Source organism: Chryseobacterium sp. 3008163 (genome assembly GCF_003669035.1).
In the GTDB taxonomy this organism is placed as follows: Bacteria; Bacteroidota; Bacteroidia; order Flavobacteriales; family Weeksellaceae; genus Chryseobacterium.
In genome coordinates, this window is the sequence record NZ_CP033070.1 from 2,514,545 (window position 1) to 2,535,518 (window position 20,974).

A 20,974-nucleotide genomic window follows, 5' to 3' on the forward strand; every position below is an offset into this window, starting at 1 on the left:
CAAGAGGAATCTCTTCCTATACTCATCTCAAATTTATTTCTAGAATTCTTTCGCAAAATATACCACGAAAATTTTTAATCAAAATATGGAATACAATTCACTCATTACCAATAAAAAAAGAAACCTTATTACCAGTGGGACTTATGAAAAAACTTTGTTTTTAAATTTGTTTACCGACTGGCTAGATGAAGCGCATGAAAGAATAATAGTAGTAGAAGGATTTGTAAATAGTGAGTCCATAAAATTGTCATTTAACTCACTATATGATATTATCATAGAAATTGCGGAAAGAGCGTTGTTTGTTGAATATAAAGTTTTCGAAGAAAATATAAAAACATCTGTAAAATCTACTGCGAAGCTCTTATGTAAATTTGAAAAAAAACTTTTATCTGTTAAATACAGAAAATATTTATTAGATGAATATCCGGAACTTTTTAGATTGGTCTTTATAAATATAAATTATTTCATTACTAATCTTAATGATATAATATCTTATTACATTAATGATTTTAATGAAATCAAGAAGATATTTGATCTTAAAAATTCTGGAATAGAATATATCAAAATGGGATTGGGTGACAGACACAATAACAATAAAAGCACTACTTTATTACAATTAGAAGGAGAAAAAAAATAATTTTTAAACCTCGAGATTTAGGTGTTGAAGTGTGTTTTTCTAATTTCCTGTCTTATTATAATAAATCTTGTGATACCAATATATATTTGCCACAAACTTTATATAGAAAAAAATATTCTTGGACAGAATTTATAGAACAGTCCAATAATTCAAATCGAAATGCTAACTTATATAAAGAAATAGGACATATACTGTGCATTCTGTATTTTTTGAATGGAACTGATTTCCACTATGAAAACATAATTGTAAATAATAAAAAAGGATTAGTTCTAATAGATTGTGAGTCAATTTTATACCCTTTCGACACCATAGCAAATGAGCACAATGTCTTGTCTATCGGACTTTTATCAAAAAAAATCAAAGTTGGAGATCATCAATTAGATTTCGGAGGGTTAAATATAAATGAAAATCTACCTCAAGAGTTTCCTGTATTAAAAGAAAGTATTCGTGTTGAGAATGGTGAAATCAAATTATTTAGTGAAAAAAGCAAATTGATAAAACCCAATAATTTGCAATCTAATGAACCAGATAATATCAATGATAATATTGAAGAGATATTAGCCGGGTTCGAGAGATCTTATTTATTCTTAATGAAGAATAAGAAAAAGATTACACCATTTTTTAATAAAGACAACTTCAATTTTCCAATCAGATTTTTACTTAGAAATACTTTTCTTTATGCTCATGTTTTACATGAATCAATATCTCCAATCCTATTAACGGATAGAAACGACAGGATTATTTTTATTGAACAATTAGATAAACCTTTTAATGAAAATAGTAATTTATTAGATTCTGAAGTTGCCGATATTCTTAACAACGATATACCCTATTATTATAGTAATTTAAGATCTAGAGCTCTGCAAAGCAGCAGTGGATTTCAAGAAAAAAATTCTTTAAAAAAAGCCCATTAGATTCACTTTTATATAAATTGAATAACAAAATATCTAAAGAAGATTTGCAACGACAATTACTACTAATCAAATATAATTTTGCTCAAAATACCACAGGAAATTCGCGTAATATTTTCACAAAAAAGCATATTTCAGAAAATATTAAATTAACATATGATTTTTTTAAAAATTTAATCGGAAAAAATGTAACATATTTAACGCTTCAGGAATCATATGATTTACCTAATCAATATAATTTTGAATATAGCAATAATGATATAATTAATGGTAAGTTTGGAGATTTGTTATTTTTAGCAGAAGCAAATAAAAAATTTAATAATTCTTATATCGATAAAACTATCTTTCGAATTTATGATGAAAACATAAAGTATCTTTATAATTCTGATTATTTAGGCATGGCGGGCATCGGGGGATCTATATATTTTCTATTACGAATGTATAAAATATATAATGATAATAAATTTATCAATGATGCATTAAACTACATCAATTCTTTAGATTTAATAAATATTATTGAAAGTTCGAAGAATAATGGAATTATTTATGGAAGAGCGGGTTTACTCATTGCGCTAATTGAATTAGAAAAATTAACTGACTCTTTAGTTATACATGAATTAGTACAATGTAATTATCATAAATTAATTTCATCTGCAATTAAATGTCCAGAAGGTATTTACTGGATGTCAGAATTCCACGATAAACCACTATGTGGAGTTGCTCATGGGTCTTCGGGAATAATTTTAGCACTATCAAAATATTTTAAACAATCCAGAAATTTAGAATGTAAAAATATAATAAAACAAGCAGTACTGTTTGAGAACACATTTTATTGTGATAAAAATAAGAACTGGAAAGATAATAGAACTTTTATTTCTAAAGGACAAGAATTCTCCTCCTTTGGTTGGTCTCACGGAAGTCCCGGAATAGGTTTGGTTCGATTAGAATTAATTGAATCAGATATATTTCTTTCAGAAGAATTTTTGAATATTTTAAAAACAGATTTAAAAAACTGCGTTGAATCAACATTCAAAAACGGTCTGAAGGGAAAAGATTCTTTGATATATGGGAAATATGGAAATGTTGAACTTCTTGTGCGATTTTCCAGCTACACTAATAATCTTGAGATTTTGAATGAAATTGAAGGCTATCTAAATTCATTCAATAATTTATATTTTATCAAACAAAATAAAGGTCTTATTATACCTGGTCTTTTTAATGGAGTATCTGGGTATGGTTATCAATTGTTATTTTTTAACAACTACATAAAAAACTCAATTCTAACTTTCGACTGTCATTAAAATATAATTAAATGAAATCTAGGCCTCCATTCCCCAATTACCTTCAGCCTGATGCGGTCCCACATGTCTGAGAATAGTCAGCAAACATTACGGCAAAAGCATTTCCTTACAGCAAATCCGTAACCTTTCAGAAACGACAAGAGAATGAAGCAGTCTGCTTGGTTTGAGCGATGCTGCTGAAGATTTAGGCTTCCGTTCTTTGGGAGTGCAGATCGATTTTAATACATTGGCTGAAGAAGTTCCTTTCCCTTGTATTGTACACTGGAACAAAAATCATTTTGTAGTTGTCTATAAAATCGATAAAAATAGCATTGTTTACATTTCAGATCCGAGTTATGGTTTAATTACCTACACAAGGGAAGAATTTATCAAACGATGGATCGGCGAAAATGCCAATGAAAATACAGAAGAAGGAATCGTATTGATCCTTGAAACCACACCTGCGTTTTTCCAAACTGAATTTGACGATCAGGAAAGTAAAGCTAGTTTTTCTTTTCTTTCAAAGCATCTGCTTAAGTATAAATCATTGATCGTTCAGTTGGCGGTGGGTTTACTGGCGGGAAGTTTACTTTCTTTGATTCTTCCTTTCCTTACCCAAAGTATTGTGGATGTGGGGATTCAGAATCAGGATCTTAATTTTATCTATCTGGTTTTATTGGCTCAGGTTATGCTTTTTCTTGGCAGAATGGGAATTGAGGTCATCCGAAGCTGGATTTTGCTTCACCTTTCCACCCGAATCAATATCTCGATTATCTCAGATTTCTTTATTAAATTAATGAAGCTTCCCATCAGTTTCTTTGATACGAGAATGACGGGGGATATCATGCAAAGAATCAACGATCATCATAGAATTGAGCAGCTTTTGACCAATTCTTCTTTGAATACATTATTCTCATTAGTCAATTTGATCATTTTCAGTATCGTTTTACTATTCTATGATTACAGATTATTTGTTGTTTATCTGGTTGGTGCGATTTTATATATCGGATGGATCACTTTTTTCCTCGGAAAACGAAAAGAACTCGATTACAAAAGATTTTCACAGGTTTCCCAAGAACAAAGCAAAGTTATTGAGCTCATCAACGGTATGCAGGAAATCAAAATGCACAACGCCGAAAAACAGAAACGTTGGGATTGAGAGTTTCTTCAGGTTAAATTATTTAAGCTCAGAATAAAATCTCTTTCACTTGAGCAATGGCAAAGTTTATTTAGTTATAAAAAGGGGGAACAAATTTTTAACTTAAAATGATTAAAGTTCTAAAAATAAACATTCCCGAAATAGCCTATAGCTCAAATATACTGAATATAAATGAGTTAAAAGTAACTAAAAATGAGAAAGAATTAATATTACCCCCGTCTGGGGTACACAAAAAGACTGTTAATCATTGATTAGCAGTCTTTTTTGTTTTGTGGTCTTAAAAAAAATTATCCAATTATTAGTTTCACTAATTTTTCATAATTGACAGTCTTATTCAGGGATTATTCTTATTATTTCAGTAATTATTCAGGATCGTTTTCGGTAAATTTTCAAAAACAGTGATTTTCCCCTTTTGTATATTTAAAGAGTTAACTACTTTTGTTAGATAACCTTATAAAACAATATCCATGAAAACTCCTTTTTTATTTAAGAATGTAAGTTCGTTTATAGGAATGCTTGCGCTGTGTTTAGTTGTGTTCACTTATGTACGCTGTACTCCGCCTCCACCTGAAAATCCTGTAGATGATAGTTATAAAAAGAAACTCATCACGCACGAGGATGCACAGATTCTTTTTGATGAATATACAAGAACCAATAACAAAGTTCTAGCAGACTCCAGAAACGGAAATCCCGATTCAAGATGGTATTCTTTTACCATTGAAGAAATGGAAGGATATATTCAATATGTAAAAGAACAGGCAAAAGAACAGAACATTAAAAATGTAGGAATTAAAATTTATATGGGGAAATACCCAGCAAATCATCCAACAAACAAAATGGCAAAACCTGAATTTGGCGGCTATCAAACAATCTTTTTAATGCCTACAGCTAAAAAGAAAGGAACTTCTGATGCGACAATGAAAAGACGTGGAGCAACTGAAGAAGATGAAAAGATAGAGTCTATACAGCCGATGAATATGACAAACCTTTCACCACCTCCTAATAGTTTGTCTGCAAACTCTTTGAATTAGAAATTATAGCCATGGCTTGGAATGTAGAACTAGGGAAACAGATATCGATGATCGTTTTGGTCATGACGATGATTTTGATTATTGTAAAATATAAAAAAATCGAAAAAATAAATCTGTTTTTTTTATAGGATATTTCATGCTATCATTGAATGATCTTTTTTTTTTCTATTATGCGAAATTAAAGAATTTGCCAACGGAGAAATATTATAGTATTTGTTTTGCAATCGTTTTTTTTATTTACTTGATTTATTACTATAAGTTGCTGTATATATCTTCGTTGAAAAAAATACAACAAATAATTTTGTGCTTGTTTTTTGTCAATATTTTTGGGATATCCCTGGTAGAAGAAAATTTTTTTCAACGTTTATCCTTCAATATGTTCTATCTGAATATTCTTTTGTTAATATTTTCAATCATATTATTTTTATATCAGACATTCAATTCAGATAAAATATTTGAGATTAAAAATTATCTACCTTTTTGGATTTCTGTTGGTTTGTTTATTTTTTACATAGATATTATTCCAATCCTTTATTTTAGAACTACAGTTTCGGAAGATATTTACTACTTTTTTTATTTTTATTAAATCTTATCCATAATGGAGTGATTATTTTCGGATTGTTTGGGAGCAAATCAGATATTGTTAAACTAGAAGAATTATGAAGGACGATCAGAATGATTTGGTAATAATTTTTACAGTTACTTTATTGATAATTGTGTTAACGATGATTTTCGTTTACGTTATTTTCATACGGAAAAAAACCAAGCTGTTAATTGAGCAGAAAGAAAAAGACTTACATTTTGAAAAAGAATTGGCCACTTCCCAGGTAGAAATGAAAGAACAGACGCTCAATTATATCGGGCAGGAGTTGCATGACGATTTAGGACAAAAACTCTCAGTTGTAAGATTAAGACAAAATCAATTGATTCCAAAGCTGGCAAATACAGAAAAAGAAGAGTTAAGCGAATTAAATGAATTATTAGGCGAATGCATCCAGGATGTCAGAAATTTATCTAAAACTTTAATTACAGAACAAATTATTCATTTCGGATTAATAGAATCTATCGAAAGAGAAATTAAAAGGATAAAAAAGTTGCGATTATTGACCATAGATTTCATTTCGCAAAAGCATGACATTGATATTACACCAAAACATGGGTTGATTTTATTCCGAATCATTCAAGAAAGCATTAATAATATTTTGAAACATTCAAGAGCCAAAAATGTAGCCATAAAGCTGGAAGACGACCACGATACGTTACAAATTACAATTACAGATAATGGAAAGGGCTTCAATACCAATATTATAAATGACGGTTCAGGATTAAAGAACATGGAGTTAAGAGCCAAATTGATACACGCAGAATTTTCTATTCAGTCAAAGCTTGAAGAAGGAACCAAAACCACAATCACATACCACAAAAACTTACCATGAAAACAATTCCGATTGCAATAGTTGACGATCATACTTTAATGTCTAAAGCATTAGAAAGTATGATCGCAGAAAACCCAAAATACCGTGTGGTAATGAATCAGCCAAATGGGGAAGATTTCATCTCTGGGTTAGAAAATATTTCCGAACTGCCCGCAGTTGTTTTGATGGATATCAATATGCCCTACAAAAACGGCATTGAAACGACAGAATGGCTTACTGAGCATCATCCAGACATCAAAGTGATTGCTTTAACGATGGAAGACGATGAGAAAGTACTAATTAGAATGTTAAAAGCCGGTGCAAAAGGTTATTTGCTGAAAGATATGCAGCCTTCTATACTTTTTCAGGCAATTGATACCGTTTTTGAAAAAGGAAGTTTCTATACTGATTTTGTTGCCCAAAAATTGTTGAAAGTACAAACTGAGGATGCAAAAAATGCCTCACTTCTATCAGATTTAAAAGAACGCGAAAAAGAATTTATCAAATTAGCATGCAGTGAGCTAACCTACAAAGAAATCGCTGACAAAATGTGCCTCAGTCCAAAAACCATCGATGGTTACAGAGATTCTGTTTTTGTTAAATTAGAAATAAAAAACAGAGTAGGTCTTGTACTTTTTGCTTTAAAACATAATTTGTGTTGATTTAATTTAAATACAAAAATAATCACATGAATTTTTGCTCTAGCGGAGCAATTGTTTGTAGTAATATGTAACCCATAATTTAGAGTTCCGTAGGAATGACACTTAGTTTTAAAACAATCAATCCTTACCAATTTTTGGTGAGGATTTTTTATGCTCCAAATCTTTTCTAAAATTAAAATTCCTACTCAGGTGCTTTTCCTGTAACAATTAAGGTTTTCTCCTCTATTCTCATGTTATTGAATATCAGAATTTTGTCATGTAAAATTAAAGTTACAGGCAGAACCTGAAAAGCCAAAACAGAGTAAGGAAAATTTAAAAAACTAATACAATGAAAAAAGCACTTATCGTAGGAATCAATGACTACGCGCCCATCGGATCAGGTGGTCCCGATTTAAACGGATGCATCAATGACGCACGTGATATGGCAAACACCTTGGTAATTTGTGGTTTTGCACCTTCACAAATCAGAATTTTGACCAATCAAAATGCTACAAGGGCCAATATTTTAAATTATCTGAAATCTTTGGTGAACACCAGTGTTAAAGGCGATTCGTTGGTGTTTTATTATTCAGGACACGGAACGAGAGTTGCCAACATCGGAACAGATTTAGAGATTGACGGTTTAGATGAAGCTATTTGTCCACACGATTATGCAAGCGCAGGAGTTATTCGTGATGATGATTTTAAAGCTGTTCTCAGTAAACTGAAAGCCGGAGTAAATCTTGAAGTTGTCTTCGACTGCTGTCACTCCGGAACCGGAACAAGAAAAATGGATTTAGGACTGAGCGTAGATTTTTCTTACGAAACAGCACGTTTCATTCCGCCCATGTTGGAAGACGAGTTTTATATGACCTACGCCAACGAAATTCCATTATCTAAAACTTCAAAAAAATCAACATTTACCACAAAAGCTCTGGTTCCTGTTGTAGGTATGAATCATACGTTGTGGGCTGCTTCTAAGGATAACCAGGTTTCTATGGAAGGAAGTATGAATGGGCAAATCAGAGGTTATTTTACCTATCATTTCTGCAAAATTTTGCGTGCGACCAATGGTAATATTGTCAGAAAAACGCTTGACAACCAAATCGCAATGGCATTAGCAACAATGGGAGCGGCGCAAAGCAACCAGACTGAAAGCATCAAAACAGAATTTTCACAAAAAATATTTTCATAAAAATCAAACTGGCGGAATCCGAAAAGCCATCCAAAGAGTAGGAAAAAACTGATTAAAACACCAAATAATCATGTCTAATATTGAAAAAAACAACCCAATGTCTGCTGAAGAAGTTTTAAAACTTAAAACTATCAAAGCAAAATCAGCTGAAAAATCAGCCAATTTAAAATTATCAGCCAAAGAACCGGAAATGGAAACCATCGATGGAAGAGCTTATCCAAAAGGAATGAAGTCTGTAGCTATCACAATGAATGAGAAATCAGCTGTCGATGAAAACCTTGAAACAGATTTTTTCTATCCAACTCATTCAGACTTCGAATATCAACCAAAATTAGAACCTAAAAAAGACCGTAAACCAAAATTTATTGAAAGAGAAAATTTCTTAAGTGCTGAAGGGGCAAGAACAATCTTCGGAGTTGATCAGAGAAAAGTATTCAATTCTACAGCTTACCCGTGGCGTTGCGTCGGAAGAGTAGAGAGCTCTTTAGGAATTGCGAGTGGTGTTATGATTGGCCCGAGACATCTCTTGACTTGTGCACATATCATCGATTGGAAACCCAATAATCAAACAGGCTGGTTAAAATTCACACCTATGTATTATAATGGTAGCGCGCCTTACGGAAGTTCTTGGGGAATTCAAACCTACTACAAACATAAAGTTGCTGGTCCTACGATTGATGGCACAGAAGTTCAGTTTGATTATGTGGTAGTCGTTCTCGACAGACCCATTGGAAACAGTACAGGCTGGTTAGGTTCTAAATCTTACTCTGATTCTTGGGACGGACAGGCTTCTTTTACTCACGCTGGTTATCCTGCAGATTTAACGGGAACGCAAAGACCTACTTATCAAACAGGCATTGCTTTAGATGGTGATTTCTGGAGTCCGGATGATAATCAAAGTATTCAACACAAAGCTGATATCTGGCCCGGACAAAGCGGTGGCCCGTTTTGGGGGTATTGGAATGGTTCGCCGTATGCAGTTGCCACTCAAAGCGCACATAATCCAAGCATTAATTTTGCAAGCGGGGGTTCAGATTTAGTTGGTCTCGTGACAAGAGCAAGAAACGAATATCCTTAAACATTATTTTGTTTTATAAATGGAGAGTCTGGTTTTTAGAATCGGGCTCTTTTTTGTTTTTATAATTAAAAAAACAGCACCTTAAAAAAGTGCTGTTTAATATGTATATTATTTTCTAAACATTTCCGTGTGCGGAATATTGTCTTCCAAATATTTCTTTCCGGTATCTTCAAAACCAAATCCTGAATAAAATCTTAAAAGATAATCTTGGGCAGAAATTCTCACTTCGCTTGTATGAAAGCGATTTTCGATGGTTTCTACTGCGTATTGGATCAGTTGTTTGCCTAAGCTTTTTCCTCTGGCTTTTTCCGTTGTTAAAACTCTTCCGATAGAAGTTTCGGGATACTTTATTCCTTTATTAAAAACTCTGCAGTACGCTAAAACATTTTTATCTTCTTCTGCCCAAATATGTATTGCCTGCTGATCATATCCATCCAAATCATGATAAGGACAATCTTGTTCTACCACAAAAACATCAACTCTCGCTTTAATGATTTCGTAAAGTTCAGAAGTGGTAATCTCTTCAAAACTTTTTATTTTCCAAACAATATTATTCATTGAAAGTCACGCCGTTATTAACCAAAAATTCATTCGTTTTTTGAATGAAACTTAAAATCTCATCTGTTCCGGTTTTCTTTTCAGCAGATGTTACATAAATTTCTGGAAGATCTTCCCATGTTTTGTGAAGTTCAGCTTTGTAATCTTCAACGTTTTTTATGGCGATATTCGGTTTTAGTTTATCAACTTTCGTGAAAACTATTGAAAACGGGACACCACTTTCTCCACACCATTGGATAAATTCCAAATCAATATTCTGAGGGGTGTGACGAGAATCAATCAAAACAAAAAGATTCACCAGATTGTTTCTATTTAAAATATAGTTGTTAATTAATTTTTCAAAATCACGTCTCATTACTTTTGAAACCTTTGCATATCCATATCCCGGTAAATCGGTAAGATACCAGCTTTCATTAATGATAAAATGATTAATCAACTGAGTTTTCCCCGGAGTTCCCGAAGTTTTTGCCAAATCTTTCCTGTTGAGCATTCCGTTGATCAATGAAGATTTTCCTACGTTTGAGCGTCCGATAAAAGCATATTCAGGGATGGTTCCTTCGGGGCATTCCTGCCATTTTCCACTGCTTTTTACAAACTCTGCTGTCTTTATAACCATTTTGTCTTGATTTTATTTAGAAAAATAAACCATTAAGAAATTCTTAATGGCTTACTGTCAATTTATATTTTATCTTTTACCCAATTGTATAGAATCTCGTTGAATTCATCGGGTTTTTCCATCATTGCAGCATGTCCGCATTTATCAATCCAGAAAAGATCTGAATTTGGGATAAATTTATGCATATCAATAGCAACTTCAGGAGGTGTTACGTTATCCTGTTTCCCCCAAATCAGGCACGTCGGGCGCACAATTTTAGGAAGATCGTTTAACATATTGTGTTTAATTGCGCTTCTTGCCAACATCACCGTTTTGATTCCTTTCATCCTGTCATTGACCACACTGAAAACTTCGTCTACCAAAGCTTCTGTAGCAACTGCAGGATCGTAGAAAACTTCTTCAGCTTTCTTTCTTATATATGAACGGTCATTTTTTCTCGGGAAACTGTCACCAAATGCTCTTTCGTATAATCCAGAGCTTCCGGTAAGAACTAAGTTTTTCACCAAATCTGGTCTTGCCAAAGTCAAAATAAGTCCCACATGACCACCCATAGAATTTCCTACAATGGTTACGGGTTTGCCAATTTCGCTTTCGATAAATTTAATTACGTATTTGGCGATTGTTGTAAGATTGGTATTGAGTACCGGCAAATCATAGATGGGGAGCTGAGGTACATAGACCTTAAACCCTTTCTCTGAAAAAAAATTCACCATCTTGTCAAAATTGCTCAACCCACCCATCAAACCGTGCAAGAGCACCAATGGATGTCCTTCCCCAGCTTCAATGAAGGTATATTTCTTATCTTTTTTTGTACTAAATATCATAAAATCGCTTTAATAAAGCATTGCAAAAATACAAATTATACACCAAAAATTTTTTGATATCTCTAATTTAAAATAAAAATAATATAATAAGGCTTTTCTTACAGTCTTTTTTAAAAATCTTTTTATTATTCGACGAATAGCAGGGCTTGTAAGTCTTTTCGAATCAAATATTTAAACCGCTTTTGTTGACTCTGGTGTAAAACTTATTAACATTAAGTCAAAAAGTGGGAAAAAGTGGGAGCTTTTGGAAAAATTTGTATAATTTTGTCCCAAATGAGAAATTTCATTGGAACATATGAGTGCAAAATAGACGACAAAGGTCGCCTAAAGGTGCCTTCATCGCTAATTAAGCAGATGGAGAACTTTGAGGAGAAAGTCTTTGTGGTAAAGCGTTCTGTGTTTCAACCGTGTCTCGAAGTTTATCCTATGAAAGCATGGGATAAGCTTATGGAAAAGATTAATAAACTAAACAGATTCATTAAAAAGAATGCTGATTTCATCAGGATGTTTACTGCAGGTGTAAAAACTGTAGAACTAGACAGTGCCGGAAGACTGCAGATTTCAAAAGATCTTACGCATTATGCAAATCTTACGAAAGAAATTGTAGTGACAAGTGCAGGCGAACTTTTCGAGATTTGGGATAAAGATGCCTATGAAAAGGTAATCGCAACCAATGAAGAAGATTTTGCAAGTCTGGCAGAAGATGTAATGGGCACTTTTGATGAAGAATAAATAAAAGTATCACAAATGAGCATATATCACAACCCCGTTTTATTGAAGCAAAGTGTGGATGATTTGGTGACGAATCTGGACGGAATATATGTGGACTGCACATTTGGTGGTGGTGGTCATTCACAGGAAATTTTAGACAGGCTTTCTGAAAATGGAAAGCTGTACGCATTTGATCAGGATTTGGATGCACTAAAAAATACAATTGATGACCCGAAGTTTACCTTAATCAATCAAAATTTTAGATTTCTTGAAAATTCTCTTTTGATGTACGGGGTTGCGAAGGTTGACGGTGTTTTGGCTGACCTTGGCGTTTCTTCTCATCAGTTTGATGAAGCGGTCAGAGGGTTTTCTACAAGAAACAATGCGCCGCTCGATATGAGAATGAATGTGATGCAGAGTTTGGATGCTAAAAAAGTAATCAATGAGTATGAAGAGGAAGCTTTAGCGGATATTTTTTATTACTATGGTGAATTGAGAGAAGCGAGAAAACTGGCGAGAGACATCGTTCATCACAGAAAAATAAAAGCAATCAATACAACGGAAGATCTGAAAAAACTCTTCAGCTTTCTTCCGCCGCATAAAGTGAATAAATTTTATGCACAGCTTTTTCAGGCGATCAGAATTGAAGTCAATCAGGAACTAGAAGTTTTGAAGGAAATGCTCGTTCAGGCTTACAATGTTTTGAAACCGGGAGGAAGACTAGTGGTGATTTCTTATCATTCTTTGGAAGATCGTTTGGTCAAAAGATTCCTGAAAAACGGAATGTTTGAAGGAGAACCGCAACGTGATATCTACGGAAATTATGCGAAAGCATTTGAACTTGTAAAAAGCAAAGCAATCATTCCTGATGACAAGGAAATTGAAGAAAACTCAAGAGCCAGAAGTGCTAAAATGAGAACAGGAATAAAATTATAAACCACAGAGTGAGAATTCCCCTCCTCTGGAGGGATGTCAAAAATTCAAGCGAATTTTTGACGGGGTGGTTTAAAAAGAATAATTAATAATAAAAATAAAATCAGACAAAGTCTGTGGCAAGAAAACCAACATATCGTCCTCAAAAAAGACTCACTTTTATAGATATTATAAAAGGGAATTTTCTGAACCGTGATGAGTTGACCACGCATTATAAGTTTTTCTTATTGATTTTTGTTTTGATGATGGGGATGATTTATTCAAACCATTTGGTGAACAAAAAAATTAAAATTGTTAATGCTTTAAAAGAACAAACAGAAGAGTTTAAATCAAGAAATGCTTACGCACAAAGTAAGCTCATTAAAGTAAAAATGGAATCTGAGTTGGGGAAACAGGTTGCCGCAGATTCATTAATGACCTTAGAAAGTCATCCTCACAAATTGTTAATAAAATTGGACAGTACAGATGCAAAAGCCAAGTGAATACGACAACAAACGTAAAAAAACGTTACGATGGGGCTACCTCTTTGCAGTGGGGGCTCTTTGCGTGTTTGTGCTTTTCATTGGAAGAATTATTCTTCTGCAGAATACCAATGTTCAGGAAATTAAAGACGATTATATCAATAATAATTACCGAAACGCCACTTTAAAAGCCGCAAGAGGAAATCTGTATGCTTCAGACGGTTCTATTTTGGCGACGACGGTGATGCGTTATGATGTTTATCTTGATTTTAAAACAATTAAAGATACGGTCTACACGAACAATATCGGTCCGCTCACAGATTCTTTAAGCAAAATGTTCGGAAAACCGAGAGCTGATTTCAGAAAAAGATTTGACGAGCAGAGAAAAAAGAAAAACCAGTATTATTCTTTGGTAAAAGGGTTAGATTTCGATGAATACGACAGAATCAGAAAATTCCCGATTTTTAAAAGAGGAAAAAATAAAGGTGGTTTCATCATCGACAGAAATTATAAAAGAGAATTAGCAACTTCAGAAATTGGAGCCGGAACGATAGGAATCGATAACGGAGTCGCAAAAGCCGGACTTGAAGGAGCGTTTTCAAAATATTTAACAGGAATCGACGGAAGCAGATACGAACAAAGAGTAAACTCTTCTCAGTGGAAACCGATTGATTTTTGGAAAGTAAACGAACCTACAGATGGTCAGGATGTTTATACAACTTTAGATCTTAGAATTCAGGATATTGCCCATTCGGCTTTAGAAAAACAACTGATAAATTTTGAAGCAAAGCACGGAACGGTGATCGTCATGGAAGTGGCAACCGGAAAAGTGCGTGCTTTGGTTAATTTAAGAGAAACCGAGCCGGGAGTTTATGAAGATGCTTATAACTATGCATTAAAAGATAATATTGAACCAGGGTCTACGTTCAAAACGATTTCGCTTTTGGCGGCAATGGATGACGGATTTATCGATGAAAATACAACCGTAAACGTAGGAAACGGAGTGTGGGTGTATGCAAAACAGAGAATTTCTGACGGTCACGGCGGTGGAACTTATGACATCAGTGATGTTTTGGCAAAATCAAGCAACGTGGGGACGGCAAAATTGATTACTAAGTTTTACGCTGACAAACCGGAAATTTTTCTCGATCATTTAAGAAGATGGAAACTGTTTGACAAAATGGATATTGAACTTCCGGGAATTACAAAACCAAGAATTTTAACTCCAAAAAGCAAATCGTGGAACGCTGCAACATTAGCCTCAATAGGTTATGGATATGCAACGAACATCAACCTTCTGCAATTAGCAACCTTTTACAACGGTGTAGCCAATAAAGGAAAAATGCTGAAACCGATCTTCATTGATAAAATAATGAAAGATGGGAAAACTGTTTTCGAAGCGAAAGAAGAGGTGATGGTTAAAAAAATGGCTTCTGATAAAGCCATTCAGATGATGACGAGCGCTTTAACGAAAGCGGTTGAAAAAGGAACGGGAAGAAGTATTTTCACACCCAATCTGAAAATGGCGGGAAAAACAGGAACGGCAAGATTTGAATACTGGTTGCCTGGTCCGATGAAATACAGAGCGTCTTTCGCAGGTTTTTATCCGGCAGACAATCCGAAATATACTTGCTACGTGATGATCAGCGAGCCGAATGTTTCAAAAGGATTTTACGGAGGAACAGTTTCCGCACCGGTTTTTAAAGAAATTGCCGGAAAGACTTTCCTGAAAACACCTCAAAATGTTGAAAAGGAAATGCTGGTAGACAGAAAGGTCAATCTGAATAAAATGGTTGAACCGAATGTAAAAGTAGCAGTTAATAATAAACAAATGCCAAATGTAGTGGGACTGATTGGTAAGAATGCTATTCCACAATTGGAAAATTTAGGATATCGTGTAGACTTTAAAGGAGTTGGAAGAATTAAAGAACAATTTCCACTTGAAGGCACAACAATCAGTAAAAACCAGAGAATTTATTTGTCTCTGCAAAATTAAAAAAAAGTCCTGAAGGGACGACCTAAAAAAGTATAGGATGAAATCCTATTAAAATAAACGGTCATAAAAAATAAAATAAACCGCATCAAAGAAATGCAATTAGTTGAATTATTAAACAGAATTCCAGTACTAGAAATTCACGGTGAAAATAACCGTGAGGTTTCCGAAATGGTTTTTGACAGCAGAAAAGTTTCCGAAAACTCTTTGTACATCGCATTGAGAGGAACGGTTGTAGACGGACATTCATTTATTGCATCTTCAATTGAAAAAGGCGCAAAAATTATTGTTTGCGAGGAACTTCCTGAAAATTTAAATGAAGACATTACTTACGTTAAAGTAAAAGATGCTTCTAAAACTTTAGGTCACTTGGCTTCCAATTTCTATGGAAATCCTTCTGAAAAGTTAAAGTTGATCGGCGTTACCGGAACTAACGGGAAGACCTCTGTTTCGACTTTGCTGTTTGATGTGTTTAAAAATTTAGGCTACGATTCAGCTTTATTGTCAACAGTAGAAATCAGAATCGGAGAAAAAATAATTCCGGCGACACACACGACTCCGGATGTAATTACCATCAATAAAATTTTGGCTCAGGCTGTTGAGGAAGGATGCGAATTTGCTTTTATGGAAGTGAGTTCTCATGGCATTGCCCAAAACCGAATTGAAGGTCTGACTTTCAAAATTGCCGGGTTTACAAATCTTACACACGATCATTTAGATTATCATAAAACGTTTGATGAATATTTAAAAATCAAGAAAAGGTTTTTTGATGAGTTAAATGAAAATGCAATCGCCATCACTAACGTAGACGATAAAAACGGAAACGTAATGCTTCAAAACACAAAGGCTGCAAAAAGGTCTTATGCTTTGAAAACGATGGCGGATTATCACGGAAGAACTCTGGAAGTTGATTTCAACGGAATGCTTTTGAATTTCAACGGAAAAGAGTTCTGGACGACTTTAACAGGAAAGTTTAATGTCTATAATCTATTGCTTGTTTTCGGAATTGCTTCTGAATTAGGATTTGAACAGGATGAAATTCTTCAGGCAATCAGCATTCTAAAAAGAGTTTCCGGGAGATTTGAAACTTTCAAATCTGATGGCGGAATTTTCTTCATCGTCGATTACGCGCATACTCCTGATGCGTTGGAAAATGTGTTAGACAGCATCAATGACATCAGAACAAAAAATGAAAGACTGATTACAGTTTTCGGTTGTGGAGGCGACAGAGATCACTCCAAAAGACCTGAAATGGGAAATATTGCATCAAAGAAATCAACTTTGGCAATCATCACTTCAGACAACCCGAGAACGGAAGATCCGAACCAGATTATCAAAGAAATTGAAGCAGGTGTTGAACCTCAAAACTTTAGCAAATACACTTCAATTCCAGACAGAAGAGAGGCCATTAAAATGGCAATCAAATTCTCTGAACCGAAAGATATTGTTCTCGTAGCCGGAAAAGGGCACGAAAATTATCAGGAAATCAATGGTGTGAAACATCATTTTGATGACAAAGAAGTGATTAATGAGTTATGGCAATTAATGAGCAAATAAATTTTAAATAAAAAGCATTATGCTATATTATCTATACGAATATCTAACGAGCCAAGGCATCCACGTTCCTGGGATGGGAATGTTGAAGTATATCTCTTTCCGTGCGGGGATGGCGGTTTTGTTGTCTTTGACGATAGCGCTTATTTATGGAAAAAGCATCATCAATTATCTGCGAGGAAAACAGATGGGCGAGTTGGTTCGTGATCTTGGATTAGACGGACAAAAACAAAAAGAAGGAACGCCTACAATGGGAGGTTTCATCATTATTATTGCGACTTTAATTCCTGTTTTGTTATTTACAAGAATTACCAATATTTATATAGTTCTTCTGATTGTAACCGTAGTTTGGATGGGCGCCATCGGATTTTTAGATGATTATTTAAAGAAAATAAAGAAAAATAAAGACGGATTAAGCGGAAAATTTAAAATTGTCGGACAAGTCGGTTTAGGGTTAATTATCGGAGTTACAATGTATTTCCATCCCGATATTACGGTTAAAAGAAAATATGCAGATACAAAAGTGGTCAACAGAAACAATGTAGAGCAAAACTTCATGCCTGCTGAGAAAATCACTGTTTCTACCGTTCCTTTTGCTAAAAATAATGAGTTTGATTATAGTGGAGTTTTATTTTGGATGAATGACGAAGATGCCCACGAATGGGCTTGGATTGTATTTATCCCTATCGTTATTTTCATCGTAACAGCCGTTTCAAACGGAGCCAATATTACCGACGGAATTGATGGTCTTGCAGCCGGAACAAGTACGGTTATTTTACTGACGTTGGCATTTTTTACCTACGTTTCCGGGAACATCATCTTTGCAGATTATCTCAATATTATGTTCCTCCCAAACATGGGTGAAACCACGATTTTTGTCGTCGCAATGGTGGGAGCTGTTATCGGATTCTTTTGGTACAATACGTATCCTGCACAGGTTTTCATGGGAGATACCGGAAGTTTGATGTTGGGTGGTGTAATAGCTGTTTTGGCGGTTATTTTAAGAAAAGAATTAATGATTCCTGTGCTTTGCGGAATTTTCTTAATAGAGAATGTTTCAGTGATGTTGCAGGTGGTTGTATTTAAATACAGAAAAAGAAAATTTGGGTTAGAATATGCCCAGAACAATAGATTGTTTAAAATGTCCCCATTGCATCATCATTATCAGAAGGATGGTTTTCACGAAAGTAAAATCGTCAACAGAATGATCATTATTGGTGTAATGTTAGCGATTGTATGTCTTATTACATTGAAAATGAGATAAAATTAGCAGTAAGTGATAAGCTTTAAGCTTAAAGCCTAATGCGTAAAGCAAATTATATGAAAATAGTTGTTTTAGGAGGTGGAGAAAGCGGTTGTGGTGCTGCTTATTTGGCTAAAAAGAAAGGTTTGGAAGTATTTCTTTCAGACAAAGGAGCCATTAAGGATAACTATAAGCAGTTTCTGACAGAAAATGAAATTGAATTTGAGGAAGGAAACCATGATGAAGCAAGAATCTTAAGTGCAGATTGGATTGTAAAAAGCCCCGGAATTCCGAAAAAGGCAGAGATGATTCACAAAATTCATATGAAGGGAATCAGAATTTCTTCGGAAATAGAATTTGCTTCAGAATTTACCAACGCAAAGATTATCGCCATCACCGGAAGCAACGGAAAAACAACGACAACGTCTTTGATTTACTACATTCTGAAAAGTGACGGAATGAATGTAGGTTTGGGCGGAAACATTGGTTACAGTTTTGCAAAGCAGGTAGCAGATGAGAATCATGAATATTATGTTTTGGAGGTAAGTTCTTTCCAATTGGATGATATTCAGAACTTCAGACCATATATTTCTTTACTGTTGAATTTGTCTCAGGATCATTTAGACCAATACAATTACAACTACGAAGAATATGCTTTGGCAAAATTCAGAATAGCTGAAAATCAGGAAAATGATAATTTTTTCATCTATAATAAAGATGACGAAATGAGTAAAAATATTCTTGAAAAGTTTGAAATCAAAGCGAAAATGATTCCTTTTTCTACTAAAGAAAAATTGAGTGAAGGAGGTTTTATTGATGATGAAGAATTAATTGTAAAGCTTAAAGATCAATTCTCGATGAAAATTGAAGAATTGTCATTAATGGGAACCCACAACGTTGCCAACAGCTTAGCCGCTTCAATTGCAGGTAAAATATTGGAAATCAATAATGAAAGTATCAGGAATTCATTAATGACCTTTCAGGCGGTTGAGCACAGACTGGAATTGGTAACTGAAATTGATGGTGTAAAATTCATCAACGACAGCAAAGCAACTAATGTGAATGCAACATATTACGCTTTAGAAAGTATGAAAACCCCAACCGTTTGGATCGTTGGCGGACAGGATAAAGGAAATGACTACTCAGAAATTGAAAATTTAGTTAAAAGAAAAGTAAAAGCAATTGTTTGCCTAGGACTTGACAATCAAAAAATTATAGACTTTTTTAAAGACAAGAAAGAGTTTATTTATGATACTTCCAGCATGGAAGAAGCGGTGAAAATTTCAAAATCATTAGCCAAAAATGGCGATACGGTTTTATTATCACCATGTTGCGCTAGCTTCGATTTATTTAAAAATTACGAAGACCGCGGCAATCAGTTTAAAGAACAGGTTTTAAGAGCAACAGCTAATAGCAATAGCTAAAAGCAAAGAAATATGAACGAACAATACACAGAAGAAAACAAATTTGAATATCTAAAGGGCGATAAAGTGCTTTGGATGGTCATTATTGTGATCTCTATTTTCTCGATTTTCCCGGTGTATTCTGCAAGTTCAAATTTGGAATACATTGTCAATAACGGAACCACAACGGGTCACGTTATGAAGCATATGTTTTTTGTGGTCTTAGGTTTAGTTATCATGAGATTCGTTGGTGTGGTCAAATACGAATACATTGGCAAACTCAGCAGTATTTTGCTTGGTTTAATGATCCTCTTATTGGTCGTTACGATGTTTACCGGACAAACGATTGACGGAGCGAGTGCCTCAAGATGGTTGAAAATTCCGGGAACACCGATTTCATTTCAGCCTTCATCATTTGCTTTCCTGATGTTGATTATTTACTTGTGCAGATATTTAACTAAAAGATAACCAGAGAGCGTACTGTTGGTGAAAATGTCGGTTTTATTTTTGGGCCGATTTTATTGGTTTTTGTACTTGTTGCGAAAGATAACGGTTCTACGGCTTTGATGATTTTAATGGTTTCAGTAATCGTTTTGATCATCGGACAGCTTCACTGGAAGTACATTGCAGGATTTATTTCGTCTTCATTTGTAGCGATTGTTCTGTTTTTATTGGTTGCATTAAATACCAATTTGATCGGCGGAAACCGTGTACATACATGGATGAGCCGTATTGAAACTTTTACCTCAAGCAAAGCAAAAACTGCCGATGTTGATGATGAAAGTGTAAAGGCAAAAAACTATCAGGTAATGCAGGCAAAAGCTGCGATCGTTCACGGTGGAATTACCGGAATGGGACCTGGAAAAAGCGCATTAAAACAAATGCTTCCACAGTCTGCCTCAGATTTTATTTTTGCAGTAATTGTTGAAGAATATGGCGCAATAGGAGCGGTTTTCCTGATCAGTATGTATCTCATTATGATTATCAGAATAGTGATGATTGCGAGTAAGATGCCCGCATTTTTCGGGTCGTTGCTCGTGCTCAGTCTCGGGGTGATGATTTTTGTGCAATTAGCGGTTAATATTGCCGTTGCAGTCAATCTGATACCGGTTACCGGACAGCCGTTGCCATTAATAAGTTATGGTGGAACATCCATGTTGGTAACCTATTTACAGTTAGGAATTATTTTAAATATAAGCTCAAGAATCCAGATATACGATGAAGAAGGAATGGGCAAAAAACAAAGCATTGTCGAAATAAACGACATTGCTTAAGTAGTCCCGAAGGGACAATTTAATAAAGGATAGGATAAAACCTTATCAAAAAAACGA

Annotated in this window: 16 protein-coding genes and 3 pseudogenes; 16 read left to right on the forward strand and 3 right to left on the reverse strand. The window is 34.3% G+C overall.

Annotated elements, in window-relative coordinates:
• Nucleotides 1-85: 85 nt before the first annotated feature.
• From EAG08_RS22075 to EAG08_RS11480, 8 genes and pseudogenes are all read left to right on the forward strand, one after another.
• Nucleotides 86-1,551: pseudogene (locus tag EAG08_RS22075) on the forward strand (DUF4135 domain-containing protein).
• A 17-nt stretch (nt 1,552-1,568) separates the two neighbouring features.
• A complete protein-coding gene (locus EAG08_RS11450) occupies nt 1,569-2,849 on the forward strand; it encodes a lanthionine synthetase LanC family protein (RefSeq protein ID WP_164998558.1) in 1,281 nt (426 codons plus the stop codon).
• A 67-nt stretch (nt 2,850-2,916) separates the two neighbouring features.
• Nucleotides 2,917-4,056, forward strand: a pseudogene (locus EAG08_RS11455) (cysteine peptidase family C39 domain-containing protein); the annotation flags it as partial.
• Between the two features lie 398 nt (nt 4,057-4,454).
• A complete protein-coding gene (locus EAG08_RS11460; RefSeq protein WP_129535552.1) occupies nt 4,455-5,018 on the forward strand; it encodes a hypothetical protein in 564 nt (187 codons plus the stop codon).
• Between the two features lie 659 nt (nt 5,019-5,677).
• Nucleotides 5,678-6,454 carry a sensor histidine kinase gene (locus EAG08_RS11465; RefSeq protein WP_129535553.1) on the forward strand — a complete coding sequence of 259 codons (777 nt, stop codon included), beginning with the start codon at nt 5,678-5,680 and terminating at the stop codon, nt 6,452-6,454.
• Nucleotides 6,451-7,095, forward strand: a complete 645-nt coding sequence (locus EAG08_RS11470) for a response regulator transcription factor (protein WP_129535554.1) — start codon at nt 6,451-6,453, stop codon at nt 7,093-7,095. Before EAG08_RS11465 ends, EAG08_RS11470 begins: the two co-directional genes overlap by 4 nt.
• A 328-nt stretch (nt 7,096-7,423) precedes the next feature.
• On the forward strand, nt 7,424-8,269 hold the full coding sequence (locus tag EAG08_RS11475; protein WP_129535555.1) for a caspase domain-containing protein: 846 nt from the start codon (nt 7,424-7,426) through the stop codon (nt 8,267-8,269).
• A 70-nt stretch (nt 8,270-8,339) separates the two neighbouring features.
• Nucleotides 8,340-9,347, forward strand: coding sequence for a trypsin-like serine peptidase (locus EAG08_RS11480; RefSeq protein WP_129535556.1), 1,008 nt, complete (start codon nt 8,340-8,342; stop codon nt 9,345-9,347).
• Between the two features lie 108 nt (nt 9,348-9,455).
• Here the strand turns inward: EAG08_RS11480 and EAG08_RS11485 are convergent, their stop codons facing one another.
• The 3 genes from EAG08_RS11485 to EAG08_RS11495 form a co-directional block, all read right to left on the reverse strand.
• Nucleotides 9,456-9,905 carry a GNAT family N-acetyltransferase gene (locus tag EAG08_RS11485; RefSeq protein ID WP_129535557.1) on the reverse strand — a complete coding sequence of 150 codons (450 nt, stop codon included), beginning with the start codon at nt 9,903-9,905 and terminating at the stop codon, nt 9,456-9,458.
• Nucleotides 9,898-10,521, reverse strand: a complete 624-nt coding sequence (yihA, locus tag EAG08_RS11490) for a ribosome biogenesis GTP-binding protein YihA/YsxC (protein ID WP_129535558.1) — start codon at nt 10,519-10,521, stop codon at nt 9,898-9,900. Before yihA ends, EAG08_RS11485 begins: the two co-directional genes overlap by 8 nt.
• A 62-nt stretch (nt 10,522-10,583) precedes the next feature.
• The gene (locus EAG08_RS11495; RefSeq protein ID WP_129535559.1) at nt 10,584-11,345 is read right to left on the reverse strand and encodes an alpha/beta fold hydrolase; all 762 of its coding nucleotides are present in this window, start codon (nt 11,343-11,345) and stop codon (nt 10,584-10,586) included.
• Nucleotides 11,346-11,618: 273 nt separating this feature from the next.
• On the opposite strand from EAG08_RS11495, the gene mraZ reads away from it, so the two are divergent.
• The 8 genes and pseudogenes from mraZ to EAG08_RS11535 all read left to right on the forward strand — a co-directional run bounded on the left by mraZ (nt 11,619) and on the right by EAG08_RS11535 (nt 20,917).
• Complete coding sequence (mraZ, locus tag EAG08_RS11500; RefSeq protein ID WP_129535560.1) at nt 11,619-12,077, forward strand: division/cell wall cluster transcriptional repressor MraZ; 459 nt, start codon at nt 11,619-11,621, stop codon at nt 12,075-12,077.
• A gap of 21 nt (nt 12,078-12,098) precedes the next feature.
• Nucleotides 12,099-12,992 carry a 16S rRNA (cytosine(1402)-N(4))-methyltransferase RsmH gene (gene rsmH / locus EAG08_RS11505; RefSeq protein WP_129537256.1) on the forward strand — a complete coding sequence of 298 codons (894 nt, stop codon included), beginning with the start codon at nt 12,099-12,101 and terminating at the stop codon, nt 12,990-12,992.
• A gap of 113 nt (nt 12,993-13,105) precedes the next feature.
• Nucleotides 13,106-13,471, forward strand: a complete 366-nt coding sequence (locus EAG08_RS11510; protein ID WP_129535561.1) for an FtsL-like putative cell division protein — start codon at nt 13,106-13,108, stop codon at nt 13,469-13,471.
• A complete protein-coding gene (locus EAG08_RS11515; RefSeq protein WP_129535562.1) occupies nt 13,455-15,446 on the forward strand; it encodes a penicillin-binding transpeptidase domain-containing protein in 1,992 nt (663 codons plus the stop codon). The genes EAG08_RS11510 and EAG08_RS11515 overlap by 17 nt, the downstream gene beginning before the upstream one ends.
• A gap of 93 nt (nt 15,447-15,539) precedes the next feature.
• The gene (locus EAG08_RS11520) at nt 15,540-17,000 is read left to right on the forward strand and encodes a UDP-N-acetylmuramoyl-L-alanyl-D-glutamate--2,6-diaminopimelate ligase (protein ID WP_129535563.1); all 1,461 of its coding nucleotides are present in this window, start codon (nt 15,540-15,542) and stop codon (nt 16,998-17,000) included.
• A 19-nt stretch (nt 17,001-17,019) separates the two neighbouring features.
• Nucleotides 17,020-18,261, forward strand: a complete 1,242-nt coding sequence (gene mraY / locus EAG08_RS11525) for a phospho-N-acetylmuramoyl-pentapeptide-transferase (RefSeq protein ID WP_129535564.1) — start codon at nt 17,020-17,022, stop codon at nt 18,259-18,261.
• Nucleotides 18,262-18,317: 56 nt separating this feature from the next.
• On the forward strand, nt 18,318-19,664 hold the full coding sequence (murD, locus tag EAG08_RS11530; protein WP_129535565.1) for a UDP-N-acetylmuramoyl-L-alanine--D-glutamate ligase: 1,347 nt from the start codon (nt 18,318-18,320) through the stop codon (nt 19,662-19,664).
• A gap of 12 nt (nt 19,665-19,676) precedes the next feature.
• Nucleotides 19,677-20,917: pseudogene (locus tag EAG08_RS11535) on the forward strand (FtsW/RodA/SpoVE family cell cycle protein).
• Nucleotides 20,918-20,974: the final 57 nt, after the last annotated feature.